13 protein-coding genes are annotated in these 15,016 nt (G+C 65.1%); 9 read left to right on the top strand and 4 right to left on the bottom strand.

What is annotated here, in order from left to right; translation table 11 throughout:
* Nucleotides 1-4 precede the first annotated feature (4 nt).
* The 5 genes from J2W22_RS04185 to J2W22_RS04165 all read left to right on the top strand — a co-directional run bounded on the left by J2W22_RS04185 (nucleotide 5) and on the right by J2W22_RS04165 (nucleotide 4,739).
* Complete coding sequence (locus tag J2W22_RS04185; protein WP_307117005.1) at nucleotides 5-625, top strand: DUF6118 family protein; 621 nt, start codon at nucleotides 5-7, stop codon at nucleotides 623-625.
* Between the two features lie 347 nt (nucleotides 626-972).
* Nucleotides 973-1,542, top strand: a complete 570-nt coding sequence (locus J2W22_RS04180) for a hypothetical protein (protein WP_307117004.1) — start codon at nucleotides 973-975, stop codon at nucleotides 1,540-1,542.
* Nucleotides 1,539-2,927 carry a 7-cyano-7-deazaguanine synthase gene (locus J2W22_RS04175; protein ID WP_307117003.1) on the top strand — a complete coding sequence of 463 codons (1,389 nt, stop codon included), beginning with the start codon at nucleotides 1,539-1,541 and terminating at the stop codon, nucleotides 2,925-2,927. Before J2W22_RS04180 ends, J2W22_RS04175 begins: the two co-directional genes overlap by 4 nt.
* Nucleotides 2,918-4,099, top strand: a complete 1,182-nt coding sequence (locus J2W22_RS04170; RefSeq protein ID WP_307117002.1) for a helix-turn-helix domain-containing protein — start codon at nucleotides 2,918-2,920, stop codon at nucleotides 4,097-4,099. The genes J2W22_RS04175 and J2W22_RS04170 overlap by 10 nt, the downstream gene beginning before the upstream one ends.
* The gene (locus J2W22_RS04165) at nucleotides 4,074-4,739 is read left to right on the top strand and encodes a hypothetical protein (RefSeq protein ID WP_307117001.1); all 666 of its coding nucleotides are present in this window, start codon (nucleotides 4,074-4,076) and stop codon (nucleotides 4,737-4,739) included. Before J2W22_RS04170 ends, J2W22_RS04165 begins: the two co-directional genes overlap by 26 nt.
* Before the next feature lie 185 nt (nucleotides 4,740-4,924).
* On the opposite strand, the gene darG is transcribed toward J2W22_RS04165, so the two are convergent.
* The 4 genes from darG to J2W22_RS04145 form a co-directional block, all read right to left on the bottom strand.
* A complete protein-coding gene (gene darG / locus J2W22_RS04160) occupies nucleotides 4,925-5,965 on the bottom strand; it encodes a type II toxin-antitoxin system antitoxin DNA ADP-ribosyl glycohydrolase DarG (protein ID WP_307117000.1) in 1,041 nt (346 codons plus the stop codon).
* Nucleotides 5,966-5,977: 12 nt separating this feature from the next.
* Nucleotides 5,978-6,676 carry a type II toxin-antitoxin system toxin DNA ADP-ribosyl transferase DarT gene (gene darT, locus J2W22_RS04155; protein ID WP_307116999.1) on the bottom strand — a complete coding sequence of 233 codons (699 nt, stop codon included), beginning with the start codon at nucleotides 6,674-6,676 and terminating at the stop codon, nucleotides 5,978-5,980.
* A gap of 940 nt (nucleotides 6,677-7,616) precedes the next feature.
* Nucleotides 7,617-8,246 carry a response regulator gene (locus tag J2W22_RS04150; protein ID WP_307116998.1) on the bottom strand — a complete coding sequence of 210 codons (630 nt, stop codon included), beginning with the start codon at nucleotides 8,244-8,246 and terminating at the stop codon, nucleotides 7,617-7,619.
* Nucleotides 8,243-11,293, bottom strand: coding sequence for a sensor histidine kinase (locus J2W22_RS04145; protein ID WP_307116997.1), 3,051 nt, complete (start codon nucleotides 11,291-11,293; stop codon nucleotides 8,243-8,245). Before J2W22_RS04145 ends, J2W22_RS04150 begins: the two co-directional genes overlap by 4 nt.
* Before the next feature lie 254 nt (nucleotides 11,294-11,547).
* Between J2W22_RS04145 and J2W22_RS04140 the strand changes: the two genes are divergently transcribed.
* The 4 genes from J2W22_RS04140 (at nucleotide 11,548) to J2W22_RS04125 (ending at nucleotide 15,008) form a co-directional block, all read left to right on the top strand.
* Nucleotides 11,548-12,267 (top strand): SDR family NAD(P)-dependent oxidoreductase, encoded by a 720-nt coding sequence (locus J2W22_RS04140; protein ID WP_307116996.1) that lies wholly within the window; start codon nucleotides 11,548-11,550, stop codon nucleotides 12,265-12,267.
* A 111-nt stretch (nucleotides 12,268-12,378) separates the two neighbouring features.
* A complete protein-coding gene (locus J2W22_RS04135) occupies nucleotides 12,379-13,206 on the top strand; it encodes a VOC family protein (protein ID WP_307116995.1) in 828 nt (275 codons plus the stop codon).
* Nucleotides 13,207-13,209: 3 nt separating this feature from the next.
* Complete coding sequence (locus J2W22_RS04130) at nucleotides 13,210-14,571, top strand: 8'-apo-carotenoid 13,14-cleaving dioxygenase (protein WP_307116994.1); 1,362 nt, start codon at nucleotides 13,210-13,212, stop codon at nucleotides 14,569-14,571.
* Nucleotides 14,572-14,597: 26 nt separating this feature from the next.
* Nucleotides 14,598-15,008: a putative quinol monooxygenase gene (locus tag J2W22_RS04125; protein ID WP_307116993.1), complete on the top strand. Its 411-nt coding sequence runs from the start codon at nucleotides 14,598-14,600 to the stop codon at nucleotides 15,006-15,008.
* The last annotated feature ends 8 nt before the right edge of the window (nucleotides 15,009-15,016 follow it).

Here is a 15,016-nt window from a genome sequence, read left to right as displayed (position 1 = left end):
GTGGATGGATCAAGACAGCACCCGCGAAGTAGACACCAGCCTCGCCGCGCATGCATTCGGCGAGTTGCGTGCGGAGATCAGCCTGCTTCGTCGCGCTGTGGAACGGCTCACCGACGAGCGCAGCTCTCAGCCCGATTACGCGCCTAGCCTCGAAGAGATTTCGAAGCGGCTTGAGGTGGTCACGAGCTGGGTGGGGAATATCGCCAAACAGCCTGCCATGCGGCTGACCCCCGAGGGCATAGGCAGCCAGATCGCTGCGGCCGCAGTTGCTAGCCGGGAGTGCGATCAGCAAATGTTACAGCGCGCGGCTGCGGGCATGGACGCCGCCGCCGGCCGCATCGACGCGATGATCGCGCGGTCGCGATCGACCGTCGAGCAGAACCGCGAGTTGCTGCACAACCGTATAGCGTTCGCTGTCGCGGGCATGGTGACGTTCGCTATTTTGCCGGGGGCTATCGCAAGATCACTTCCGGTTAGCTGGGCGGTACCAGAGCGAATCGCCGCCCGAATGCTTGATGCCGATATGTGGCGGGCTGGCCAGCGGATGATGGCAAAGGCCGATCCAGAGCGTTGGAAGCAGATTGTCGTCCGTGAGCGAGAGAACCCGCCAGCGCGACATAAATAGCGAGCTTTGCGCCTTCTAGGCTAAGCTGCCCAAAGTCCGCCCCAAAACCAGAATTCATGCGAGAGTGACAGGTTGCGATTTTGCGCGCGTCCCTGCTGGTCCACCTCGGAAGCACGTTCGCTCTACAAATGACTCTAACGCTCACGCGCAATTCGAAGTCGCTGCAGCACCAATTTACCCGTTAGCGCCACCCATATGTCATCCGGTCGACTCACCCGTTCCAACGGGCCTGGCAGCCCACGAATCACGCGGCGGAACGTGCCCAGCTGAGGCATGGCAGGTTTCTTATCGAGAAGTGTTGACAATGTCAGGTCTATTTGGAATTTAGGATTCCAGGAGGGCTTCACATGAGCGATGGTCCATACCGTTCCTTGCCGATGTCACCGAAGTGGAAGCGGGCGGCGAAGCGCGCCTTTCTATCTTCATTTTCGATGCCCGAGATTTCCGAAGCACTGCAGCAAGCTGCGGAGCGCGACTGCCGCGCAGAGCTTTCTGCCGGCCTCGTGCGTCGTGTGACGGCTATGATCATCGGTCCCGACGAGCCCGGGCTTTTTCGGGATCTGCCGACCGCTGACCTGAACGCGCTCCATCGTGAATGCTCCTCGACTATGGAGCATGGGCTCGTGAACAACGCGATCGATGCTTTGCAGGACGGCCTTCGCGGGCAGGCGGCGCTCCAGCGCGCCGCAGAAGCCAGCGTGTCTGATCGCATGCTCGCTGGGAGCCGCCAGATCGAAGAACATATGCATCGCGAAGCCTCGGATCACCGAGCGCGCGCCACCCGTTTGCGTCTCGAAGAAGCACATGGCGGCGTGGACGTGTCCGGCGTTGCCCGGATGCTGTTGCGGGCACCGGACGCGCCGGCGCGGACCGCCACCGTCGTCTATTCCGGCCTCGATGATGGAGTTCCGCTTTGACCGCCAAGGCCTATCATGTCGCAGAGACGGTGCCGCACCGTGTCGATGCCATCGAGATCGGCGAAGCGCCGCGAGAGGGCGCGCGCCTGGCAACGCTCGGCCAGACCATCACGTTGTCGATCGAGGGGCTTAAGGACTTCTTCTTCGCCGACTGGCGTCGCGATCTGATCGACCTACTCGTGATAGCGGCCGCGGTCGAATATTGCGACCTCAGCGTCCGGCGGCCGGCCTGGGGCTGGGCGCGGTCGTTCGACTTGCTCGTGGCGGTGCATGAAGAAGAGAAATGGAGCTCGCCACTAGTCCGTAGCACGCTCGAAGAGGCGCTCGCCTTTCTAACTGGCGATCGCTGGACTGTCAGCTTCACCGAACGCCGCGATCCCGTGACGAAAATCTTGCCGCGTCGCCTTGAACTCGACACCCCCGACAAGATCATCATGCCCTATAGTGACGGGCTCGACTCCCGGGCCGTCGCCGCGATCGTCGAGAACCAGGAGAAAGGCGGTCTCGTCCGCGTCCGTCTCGGTTCCAAGGGTGTCGACAGCGCTAAGGTCCCGCGCAAGAAGCGCCGCTTCGCGACCGTCCCGTTCGACGTGAAGCTCGGCAAGCGTCAGCGCGTTGAATCGTCCGCGCGGTCTCGGGGCTTCAAGTTCGCGGTGATCACTGGCATTGCCGCCCAGCTCGCTCCCGTCGACCGCATCGTGGTCACCGAGAGCGGACAGGGTGCGCTTGGGCCTATCCTGGCCTCGTCTGGGCAGAGCTATCCCGATTATCGCGTTCACCCTGCATTTACCCGACGTATCGAGCGGTTGTTTCAAGCCCTCACCGACAAGGCCCCGACCTATGAATACCCCCGTATTTGGAGCACCAAGGGCGAAACCCTCGCCATGGCGAACTCTCTCGCCAATCCACCCACCTGGCATGATACGCGCTCGTGCTGGCAGGATTCGCGTCGCGTTAGCTTCGATGGCGAGCGTCGCCAGTGCGGCGTCTGCGCAGCCTGCATGTTGCGGCGCATGAGCATGCACCGCGCAGGGATCGAAGAACCGCCCTCGCGATATATCTGGGAGAACCTACGCGCCGCCGAAATGGAAGAAGGCGCCGTGGCGGGCTTCTCCCGCATGTCATCGGCGTTTCGCGACTATGCACTCGCTGGTATCCTTCATCTCGACCATCTCGCTGCGCTCAGCGGGGCCGACCTGCACCAGCGCACCGTTCGTCGTGTTGCGCGCGAAACCGCTGACGCGCTCGGTGTCGAGATGGTCGAAGGCGAGCGCGCACTGACGGGTTTGCTTGAGCGGCACCGGGCAGAGTGGCTCGATTTCCTCGTCAGCCTCGGTAACCGCTCATTCGTCTCCCGCGTTGCTATGGTGTCGCCATGGCACTGATCCCGGGCGGACTATCGCCCAAAGACTTGGGAGATCTGCTACGGCAGGCTCGCGAGAACGCGAAGTTCACGCAGGCGGCCGCAGCGGCTGCGCTCGATGTCGCACGCACCACTCTGGTTGCGATGGAGCAAGGGCAGCGTCGGCCGCGCGTCGATGAACTCCAGAAGCTCGCGGTTCTCTACGGGCTGTCGCTAAACGAACTACTGCGCCAGGACAGCATCCGCGTGGATCTGCGGCCGCGGTTCCGTCATACCGGCGAGCAGAGCGAGAAACTGGAAGCGGCCATCGAACTGCTCAATCGCCTCGTCCAGGCAGAGGTTGAGTTCGAGGACCTGCTTGGCATCCACCGCGCGCGGCTCGATCCGCCCGAGCGCCCATTGCTGCCGGGCAATGTCGCCCTTCAGGCTGAGCACGACGCCGCCGAATTGCGTCAGTGGCTTGGGCTCGGGCTCGCGCCAGTTCACGATATCGTGAGCTTGCTCGAGCTGCAGCTTGGCGCGCGTGTCTATGTGCGGAAACTCGACCCAAAAATCTCGGGGCTCTACGCTTTCGACGAACGCGCGGGCGCCTGTATCCTGCTGAACGCCGACCATCCGCGCGATCGCCGCACTCAGACCGGCGCACATGAGTTGGGGCACTTCATCTCGACCCGCCAATCGCCGGACACACTTCATGATGGGACGCCCGAATCAACCCGGGAGGAGCGCTATGCCAACACCTTTGCACGCTGCTTCCTCACTCCGGCTCGAGCGGTGCACGTCAAATTCCAAGAGCTGACCGCCGGAGCGTCGAAGTTGACCCGCCGGCACATCATTTTGCTGGCCCACGTCTTCGGCGTCTCACGCGAAGCCATGGTCAGGCGGCTTGAAGAGCTGGGGCTCGCAAAGCCAGGCGCTTGGGACTGGTTCGTCCAGCAGGGCGGGATCACCGATGCCCAAGCGCTTGAGGTTCTCGGCGACCTGATCCCACCTGACGATGCCAAAGTCGACGCGCGTCGCCAGATCTCGATGCGCATGGGTGTCATGGCCAGCGAAGCTTGGCGTCAAGCGCTACTCAGCGAAGGCCAGATTGCCCGTCTCCTCCACATCGACCGCGTCGATGCCCGGACACTCATTGATGAGTTCGAAGCGGAAGGAGCTGAGACGGATGGATCCCGTTCGTTTTCGGCCTGAACCGCCGCTCGTCGCTGATGCCAGCGTCTGGATCAATCTTGTCGCCAGTGGGCGCGCGAGGGACGTACTGCACGCCTTGCCAAGGCCCGCGATCATTTCGAGCATCGCGCTCGGCGAACTCGAACGCGGGCGCGACAAGGGCCGCAGCACCCACGCCAGCGTCACGCCGCTGATCGCAGCCGGCTATGTCATGGTCGTCGACCTGCCGGAGGAGATGGAGGACGTCTATCTGAGCTTGGTCGCCGGCCCCGCCAGCCAGACGTTAGACGATGGCGAGGCCGCCACGCTCGCGATCGCCCTCCACCTGGGCGCGACCGCGCTAATCGACGAGCGCAAGGCGATCTCCATTGCCGCCACTCGATTTCCGGTCCTCACCGTCGCCACAACCACCGACCTTCTTTTGAGTACGCAGGTCCGCGCGGTGCTGGACGCCGGCCAGATCGCCGACGCGTTGTTTGCCTCGCTCATAGGAGCGCGCATGCGAGTTCCCGATCACTTGCTCGACGAGGTTTGTGTCTACCTTGGGGCTGATAGAATACGCCTGTGCCTGAGTCTTCCAGCGCGAGTGAGAAGCGTTCCACGAACTGATTTGGAGGCTCCGCTGTCCGCAAGCTTGATCAAAGGGCACAATCTCCAATGACCCTATCCCGCGGGCGCTTCGATGGCTCGAAGCGCTCCGTTGAGCTTCGGCCTGCCTTCGCAACTTGTCGCGCATAGCCCACCAGTCGGCCATAGGCCCACGGTCCCGCGCTGGGCGATGCACACTTGCAGCCACGTCATGCCTGCGAAAATCAGCGCCTTGAAGTATCTCAAGTCGCTTCGCGCTCACGCGGCGGCGAGCCAGCCTTTGGATTTGAGCGTATCAAACGCGATGGCGACCTGACGCTCGGTGAACACTTTTTTACGGTCATTCCATCCCCGAACCCCGGCGAGAGCCTTCTCAGCGGTATCAGCCCCCTCACGGGTGGCCACCCAATGGACCGTCGCCAGCAGTTCCAGCCCATACGGTGTCTCGAAGCCGTCAACCAGATCAGCCACCTTGTTGAAGTGGGCGTGAGTTACCGCTTCGTGCTCTAGCGATGCCTCTGCCTCCGGGATCGCGCCAGGCACGATGGTCAGTTCCTTGTCCGGCTGATCGCCACCGTCCTGATACCCCGCGACGAAATGTCCCTCGACCTTGTTGAGGACATGCGAGAGGTTCGTGGCATAGGGGCCGTAGTGATGCTTGATGTAGTTCAGCCGGAGCGGTTGTCCGGCTTCCTGCATGAAATACATCAACTTCTGAACCTCGATCAGCGTCACGAACGGGTCCATGAGCCCTTGCAGATAGCGATTCATGAGCACGATGAGCGCGGCGCGGCCCGGCGTCATGTTGGGCACGTCGCGCGACTTGACCACCTCAGGCGCTCCCTTGGGCTCGTAGATCAGCACGTCGAGGTTGGGCAGATCGCGTAGCGCAGCTTCGATGCGGGGACGAACGTCATCCCAGTCCAGCCCGCCAAGGCCCGCGCCAAGCGGCGGTATGGCAATGGACTTGATCCCCCGCTCGCTGATTTCCTGAGCCAGTGCGGCCAGCCCGCTGTCGATGTCTTCTATCCGGCTCTTGCCCTTCCAGTGCCGCTTGGTGGGGAAATTGATGATGTAGCGCGGGTTGGTGAACGAGCCGGTGTCATAAACGAACATCTTGCCCGGCTGCACCTCGCCATCCTCGCAGGCGAGCGCATAGGCGCGGAAGTTGGCCGGGAACGCCTTCTTGAACTGAAGCGCGATCCCGCGCCCCATGATGCCGACGCAGTTCACCGTGTTGACGATTGCCTCTGCATTCGCCTTCAAGATATCGCCTGTTCTGAGTTCGATTTGTGCCATGTTTGTTCGCCCTCAGTAATACCACGCCGGTCGAATGTGAACCGGGGGACGATGCACCGCGCCTGCGATGGCCTGCCCCACCTGCTGGCCTATCGCCTGATTGAACACACCGATCTGCTCGATCAGGTGCCAAGGGAAATGCCGCTCAAGCAGGAACTCGGCTTGCTTTTGCTCTTTGGTCGGACTCCCCGACCATTGGTCGGTTTGCACCGCGTTCCAGTTGATGTCGCCGAGTTGTGCAAGATCACAACGATCTTCGAAATAGTAGGACCCCGCGTTCGACAGCGTGAACGCCCAACGTCGCTGATTTGCCTGTGCCCAAGCGACAACCGCGTGCAGATCGGCGACGAGATGCACAATCGGGTTTTGTCCACCCTGGTACGCCAGTTCCGAGTTCCGGCGATAAATGAGATAGAGCATCACCGAGCGCGGACAGAAATAGAATGGCACGCACTGACCGACGTGGAGGTCTGGATGACTTGCGAGCGTCAACTCGTTCATCCGCCGCGCCTTGATGTTGTTCATGCCGATGACGGTGCCATTGGCCGGTTGCTGCGCCATGACCGCGTCAGAAAACAGAAACCCGTCCGCAGCAATTGCTGCCAACTTGTCCACGTGGACGATGTGATAAATTTTAGGGCTGGCAGGTGCGGGCATCGTCAGGCGGTTTCGTCCTCGTCGATCAACCACCAGCATCCACCAGATCGCCACCGTCGGTCAAATGATCTGCGCTACCGTCGATGGCATCCGCTGGGTTCGCCTCCTAGTGTCAGAAGCCTGGACCGCAATGCCCCTTCCAAAAGCTAACAGGGTGAACCAACCGTTCAATGGCCGCCATTGGGCGACGCATTACGGACGCAACTCGTGCATCGTTCCATAAAATCTCACACCGAATGGGGGGAAAAGTGGGGGGTAGCCGACCGACCATTGCTAGATTCGTCAAGTAAATCAATTCACTACCGCCAAAGCTGAGATTCCTCCCGCTCCGCCACCCCCTCCGCAGGGATCACCAAACTCTCCATAACCCGCGGATAAACCTTAGGAATTAGCATATTTTCCGCTGCGCTCACTCGATCCGACACCATCTTGCAGGAAGTGTGGAGAAGAGTGAGGTGGGTATCATAAGAGGCTCAAGGGGCTCACCGCAGCCCAAATCCGGTCGCTGTCCAAAACCCCAGGCAATGTTCTGACGGAGACGGTCTGTTCCTCGGGATCAATGCCAAAGGAGCCGGCAGTTGGTTCTTCTTATCCAACCTAGCGGGTGACGACAGGATATCGGGCTGGGCTCGGCGAGAATCGATTTCGCTCCAGGACGCGCGATGCAGCCTTTTGATCTTGCGAGTGCATCTACCATCGCCCCAGCGGTGCTGCGTTGGGAACAATTGTCAGGAGCACTAGGTCCGCCTCAGTCAGCGCCGGGGCATTCTTCCCCTCTGAGGGCAAGCTGCACCACGTCCGACATCGCGCCACCTGATCGGCATCGGTTGCCGAGGTGGGGGCAGCGCGACGATCATCGCTCGCGAGCCAGCGTTCAGCATTGTCGTCATACTCATCAGGTGGAGAGCAGTTGGTCAACGGCTGGGTCGAGAAGCGATAGACTTAATCGGAGGGGCACAGACGATATTCCAATCCGGAGCCCGATTTCTACTCGTCAAAGGGTGATGATGCCCCGCCGCAGCGCGACGGTCACCGCTTGGGTGCGGTCATTGACGTCGAGCTTCGAATAAACGCCGCGCAGATGCGCCTTCACAGTCTCTTCGGAGAGGGAGAGCTCCCAGGCGATCACCTTGTTCGGCTTGCCCGCCGCCACATGTTCGAGGATCGCCACCTCACGGGGGCTGAGCGGGTCTTCGGCCGCATGAATGGCGATCTGCTGCGCCAGCGCCGGGGGGACGTAGCGGCCGCCGGCGTGGACGATACGGATCGTCTCCAGCAATTCCTTGCGGAGCGAGCTTTTGAGCAGATAACCGCATGCTCCGGCCTTGAGCGCACGCACTGCCTGGACGTCGCCGTCATAGGTGGTGAGCACGACGATGCGTGCCGCCGGTGCCTGGGCGCGGATCTCGGCGATCGCCTGCATCCCGCTGCGCACCGGCATCTGCAGGTCCATCAGCGTGACATCGGGGCGCAGGCTGAAGAAGGCGTCGACCGCCTCCGCGCCATTGGTCGCCTCGCCGACCAGGACCATGTCGGGCTCGGGAGCGACGATCGCCGCGATGCCATCCCGGAGCACGGCATGATCGTCGACGACCAGCACGCGAATGCGCTTCCCCCCGGTCATCGCGCCTGCCCGCCCCCGGCGATCGCTCGAAGCCAGCCCAGGAAACCGCGGCGCCGCTCGGCATAGGCGGCCCGTGCCGGCACGCTCAGCATGACTTCCGTCCCCTCGCCGCTTCGAGACACGATGGCGAGCCGGCCACCGATGCGGCCCGCGCGCTCGCGCATGCCGACCAGGCCATAATGCTCCAAACGACCTCCGGCCGCGAGGATTTCCTCGGGGATTCCCACGCCTGCATCGCGGACGCGCATGCCGAACTGCCCGCGGCCATAGTCGAGATCGACCGAGATCGCCTCCGACGCGGCATGGCGCAGGGCGTTGCGGAGCGCCTCCTCGGCGATGCGCAGCGCCTCGGTCGTCACCAGCGCATGCAGCGGACGCTGCGCCCCGCTGACCGACAGTCGGATCGGAGGGCCGCCCCCCTCGGTCATCGCATGGGCAAACGCATCGATCTTGTGCGCGAGCTCCCCCGCCGCGGGCACGCAGCGCAGGTCGCGCACCCGCTCGCGCCCCTCGACCACCACCGCGTCGGCACTGTCCAGCGCATCGTCGAGCGTCTGCCGGGTAAGGGGATCGGAGATCCGGTCGGTGACCGACTGGAAGCGCAGCATCAGTCCCTGGATGCCCTGGAGCAACGTGTCATGCAGCTCGCGCGCGATGCGCTCGCGCTCGGCCATCCGGTCGGCCATGCGCTGATGGATGCGGTTGGCGACGGCACGCAGGCGCAGCGAATAGGCAAGCCAGAGCAGACCGATCAGCAGCACCGCGCAGAGCAGCTTGAACGGCCAGCTCTGCAGGAAGGTCGGCCGGATCTCGACATCGAGCAGCGCCCCCGGGCTGCTCCAGTTGTGCTGGTTGTCCGAGGCGATGACGTGGAAGCGATACCGGCCGGGACCGAGATTGGCATAGGAAGCGAGACGTCGGCTGCCGGCGTCGATCCAGTCCTCGTCCACCCCCTCCAGCCGGTAGCGGAAACGCAACCGCTCGGGATAGGTATAGGAAAGCGCCGTATACGCGATGTCGAACGCATGGCTCCCGGCCGGAAGGATCAGCGTGGCGGGATCGCGGTGGATGGCGCCGGCGGCCGTCAGCGCGCGGATCATCACCGGGGGCGGCGGCGCCTCGCGCAGGATCCGGGCGGGATCGATGAACGATACGCCATAGCGATTGAGCTGCCAGACCCGTCCATCGGCGCCGACACCCATCTGGCGCCCTGAGAAATCATTGCTCTGCGGCGGGCGGAGACCGTCACGCAGATCGAGCACGACGCGGTCGAGCGGCGCGCTCGGATCGTCGAATGCGCGGTTGAGATCGGCGGTAGAGACGCGCGAGGTGAAGAAGGCGCGCATCAGCCAGGTGTCACCGGCCGGGGTCTGCAGCAGGTCGCGCAGCCGCGCCACCCAGGGGAAGCGCCGCCAGTCGATCCGCGCGATCCGGTTCCCACGGATGCGGAAAAGACCGTTGCTGCCGCTGACGAAGATGTCCCCGCCGCCGGTCGAGAGATTGGTGATGAGACCGGGCTTGTACTGCCCGAGCGGCGTGACCAGGAGCTTGTCGCCGACGATCCTGACGAGGTCGGTACCCGAGGTATAGGCGATGTCTCCGCTGGCGGTGGGCACCAGGTCCCACCAGTTCGGCTTGGGCAAGGGGCGTGCGGGCACGTGCCAGCCGCCTGCGTCGTGCCATTTCAGCGCGCCGTCGACCGTGCCGACCCAGAACCGGCCGAGCCGGTCCTCTGCACAGGCCGAGGTCAGATCCTCGCCCGAGGGCAGTGGAAAGCGGGTTTGCCGCCCGTCCCGGAGGCGCACGATCCCTGTCTCCTGGATCATCCAGATGCCCGTGCCGCGCCCCGGGCAATGGCCGATCGAGGTCTGCTCCAGAAGCTTGCGCGGCGCGCCCGGCGAAAGCTGGAACATGCCTTGCGTGGTGTCGGCATAGAGCTCCGGCCCATTCTGGCTGAGGCCGAGCCCGTCGGAGAACTTGCCCTGCACGAAGGACTCCGGGACCGCGCTGGCCCGCCGGAACCGGTCGAGCCCCAGTTCTGTCGTGACCCAGACATTGCCGTCGCGATCGATGAAGAGGTCGTAGAGAATGTCCGAGGACAGACCATCGGTGACCGAGAACCGGCCCGACCGATCGGGCACTCCCTGCGGCCCAGCCGCCGCGCCCGGCGAATAGAAGACCCCGCTCGGCGCCGCCCAGCCCCAGAGGCCGCCAGCCGAATCCATCGCCTCCGTCCAGCTCGGCGCGCCCCGCGCCTTGGGAAAGGGGATCGGTCGGGCGAGCTCCTTTCCGTCCGCACCGGCGAGCATCACGAACCCGTCGCGCCCGGTGACCCATAATCGGCCCTGCGGATCCGCGAAGCAGCCGCTCCGGCTGACCGGATAGGCGCTGTCCTGGAAACGGCGCCCCCCGGGACGCAGATGGACCAGCACGCCCCGATCCTGGTTCCAGCGCGTGAACCAGAGTGTCCCGTCCGCCGTGACGCATCCGCCCGACACATAGCCGTCGCCCAGGCCGAACCGCCGGTCGACATCCTCCCAATGGCCGTCCGCGAAGCGATATATCCGGCCATAATCATAGTTGAACACGGCGGAGAACGCCCACACCGCACCGTCCGGGGTCTGGGTGAGTGCCGTCACCGACAAGGGCGGCTTGGGCATCGGCACGGGCCTCAGCTGGCCGCCGCGATAGACCGCAACGCCGCCGCTCTGGTTATAGCCCACCCAGAGCTCGCCCGCCCGCGTGACCAGCAGCGGACCGGCCGAGGCGCGTTCGAGCGGAGAGCCCTGGGGTACCTGTATCCGCTCGAAGCTGACCCCGTCGAAGCGGAACAGCCCCTCGGACGCGGCGATCCAGATCCAGCCGTCGCCGGTCTGCCGGACCATCTGCATTCCCGTCGGCGCGCCATCGTAGATCATCCAGCGATCATGGCGAAACTGGTCGAAGACGTCGGATGTCCGCTGCGCGGCAGCAGGTACGCTGTGCATCGCCGCGGCCGCGAGCGTGGCGGCGAGCAATCCCCTGCAGGCGGCAATCAGCGCACGCACTCGCGTCCCCCTTCGCGATCCTGCCCGGCCCTATCGCGGCATGCCGGGCGTGTCGGCACCGGAAGGCGTAGCACAGCCTACCCCATTTGGGGATCGGCGCACTGCGCGGCCGCCATCCGCGCCCGACCGGGACCGATGTCCTTCGCCGGCGCGCCCCCGAAAGTGTAGGCGCCCGCTACCCCGCCCGACATCGCCGACACGCTTCCGCTCCGCCAGACAATGGATCGCAACATCGCGGACAGGGAGGGCGCGGCATGCGACTGACCGGAAAAGTGGCGCTCGTCACCGGCGCCGCCAGCGGCATCGGCCATGCCGTCGCCGAGCTCTTCCATCGCGAGGGCGCGGTGGTGTTCGCGGCCGACATCGTGCCGCCGGCGCGGGCCTGGCCGGCCGGCGTCACCGCGATCCCGCTGGACGTGACCAGCGAGGGCGACTGGGCGCGCGCGGTGGCCGATGTTGTCGGGCAGGCGGACGGGCTCGACATCCTGATCAACAATGCCGGGATCATCGCCTATGAGCCGCTGCACGAACTGAGCCTGGATGCCTGGCAGCGGATGATCGCGGTCGACCAGACCGGCATCTTCCTGGGCATGCGCGAGGCGGTGCGCGTGATGCGGGCGCAGCAGGCCGGATCGATCGTCAACATCGCATCGATCTGGGGTGCCGCGGCGGTTGCCGGGGCGCATGGCTATCACGCAGCCAAGGGCGCGGTGCTCAACATGACGCGCAACGCGGCGATCACCTATGTCGGCGACGGCATCCGCGTGAATGCGGTGCTGCCCGGGTTCATCCGGACGCCGCTCACCGATGCGCAGGATGCGGCGCTCAACCGGGCGGTGATCGAGGCGACACCGATGCGGCGCGGCGGCGATGCGAGCGAGGTCGCCTATGGCTGCCTGTACCTGGCCAGCGACGAGGCCAGCTACGTCACCGGCACCACGCTCGCGATCGACGGCGGATATCTGGCCCAATGAGCGCCAGACGGAAACGGCGCTCCGCTCCCTGCCCCTCCCCCCGGCGGAGCGCCGTTCCACGCGATCCCGGCCCGGGCGGCCGGCAACGACCTTGAACCAAGGAGACAGGCGATGACCGACGAGACTGAGCGCCAGGGAATCGATCGGCGCGAGCTGCTGCAGGCCGCTGGCGGCGTGGCGATGGCGGGCCTGCTGGCGACCGGCGGGGTCGTGCCCGCCACCGCGGCGCAGGCGGGCGCCAGCTCGCTCGGCATGCGACTGCAGGGCGTCCAGCATTTCGGGCTGACCGTCCAGAACATGGAGCGCGCCTTCACCTTCTACACCGAGGTGCTGGGCGGCACCGAGGTGATGCGCGACGGCGATTTCCAGGGCGAGCGCATCCACAACACGCTGCTGACCGACCAGGAGATCGAGGCGCGGGTGCGCGGGGTCAATCCGCGGACGATCGGCGTGCCCGATCTCAAGGGTGGCGCGCAGCGGCTCGACGTGCGCTTCGTCCAGTTCGACAATGTCGTACTCGAGCTGCTGCAATATCGCGATGCCGACCAGCCGCTGGGCGGGCCGCGCAGCTTCGCCGAGCCGCTCGATCACATGAGCCCGGCCTTTCCGCGGATGATGCACATCTGCTTCCACATCCGCGACGATGTCGACTTCAACCAGTTCATCCACGATCTGGAGGCGGAGTCGGCGCGGCGCGGCATGGTGCAGGTCCGCGCCAACCGCGTGGTCACGGTAACCAGCGAGACCGAGCGCAAGGCCGCGCCGCTCCAGGCCAATTCCAACCCGATCACCGAGGGCAAGTCGAACGGCTGGCGGCTGATCTACTGCAAGGGTCCCGAGGGCGAGCAGCTTGAATTCGTCCAGGCGCTGGGACCGGTGAAGCAGGTCTTCGACAATGCCCGCACGGCGCGGCAGCGCCTGGTGGCGGGCAAGTCCTGAGCCATGTTCGGCTCGCTCCTCGGACGCCGCCCCGTCACCGTGCAGGACACGCCGTACATCACCGGCGTGAACAGCCCGATGCACGCGGAGCTGGTGATCGAGGATCTCGAGGTGATCGGCACGATCCCGGCGGCGCTGCGCGGGCGCTATCTGCGCATGGGACCCAACCCGATGAACCCCAGCCCGCGCCGGCATCACTGGTTCGCCGGTGACGGGATGATCCACGGTATCCGCATCGAGCATGGCCGGGCGCTCTGGTACCGCAATCGCTGGATCCGCTCGAACGCCGTGAGCGACGCGCTTGGCGAGGCGCGGACGCCGGGGCCGCGCCACCTGTTCGACACGGTCAACACCAATGTGACGGGCTATGGCGGCGAGACGCTGGGGTTGATCGAGGCGGGCAGCACCCCGGTGGTGATCGGCGAGACGCTGGAGACCGAGCGCTATACCGACTTCGCCGGCACGCTGCGCGGCGGGCTGAGCGCGCATCCGCATGTCGACCCGCTGACCGGCGAGATGCTCGCCGTGAGCTATGACGCGGCGAAGTGGAGGACGATCCGCTACCTGACGATCGGCTCCGATGGACGGGTACGGCGCGAAGTGAAGGTACCGGTGCGCCACGGCCCGATGCTCCACGACTTCGCCTTCACGGCGCGGTTCGCGATCCTGCTCGACCTGCCGGTCACCTTCTCGCTCGCCGCCGCCATCGCCGGCTATCAATTCCCCTATCGCTGGAATGCCGGGCACGAGCCGCGCATCGGCCTGCTGCCGCGCGACGGCGATGCCGGGGAGGTGATCTGGTGCCCGGTCGATCCCTGCTTCGCCTTCCACACCGTCAACGCGCACGACGCGGCAGACGGAAGCGTGATCCTCGACCTGGTCGTACACGACAAGATGTTCTGGCGGCGGACCTCGGGTCCCGATTCCGAGCGCTGCAGCCTGGAGCGCTGGACCCTCGATCCGCTGGCACACACGGTGCGGCGCAGGGTGCTCGATCCCGCGCCGCAGGAATTCCCGCGCTGCGACGAGCGGCGGCTCGGCCAGCCCTATCGCTTTGCCTATGCGATGGCGATGGTCGATCCGTTCCTCGGCACGGGTCTGTTCAAGCACGACCTCGCCGCCGGCACGCGCCAGGCGCACGACTTCGGTCCGGACCGCCACCCCTGCGAATTCATCTTCGTGCCCGCGCATCCGGACGCGGAAGAGGATGAAGGCTGGCTGATGGGCTTCGTGATCGATGTGGCGGCCGGGACCACCGACCTGGCGATCCTCGACGCCCGTGCTTTCGAGGCGCCGCCGCTCGCCCGCATCCGGATCCCCCACATCGTCCCGCCCGGCTTCCACGGAAACTGGATCGCCGACTGAACCCGTTCTTCCAGAGGAGATGCAAGATGCGCCTTTCCACTCGCTTCGCGCTCGCCGTGCTGATCGGCGCGGCGGTGCCGGCTACGCCCGCGCTGGCGCAGGACCATGACGGCATCCGCTATGCCGACATCCCCGCCACCGCCTATGCCGTGGTCGCCGAGGTGCAGGCGAAACCGGGCAAGGAGGCGGCGCTCCGCGAGGCGACGCTGCCGCTTGTCGCCAAGGTCCGCGCCGAGCCCAACAACCTGCTCTATTTCCTCCAGGAGGATCGCGAGCGGCCCGGCCATTTCATCTTCTACGAGATATTCGCCACCCAGGCGGATTTCGAAGCGCACAACCGCACGCCGCACGTCCAGGCCTGGTTCGCGCGCCTGCCCGAGCTCGCCGAGGAGCCGGTCAAGGCGATGCGGATGCAGATCCTCGGCAACCGTCGCTGATTGAGGAG

The organism is Sphingomonas kyeonggiensis (genome assembly GCF_030812785.1).
GTDB lineage: Bacteria > Pseudomonadota > Alphaproteobacteria > Sphingomonadales > Sphingomonadaceae > Sphingomonas > Sphingomonas kyeonggiensis_B.
This window is presented reverse-complemented; position numbering and strand designations above follow the sequence as displayed.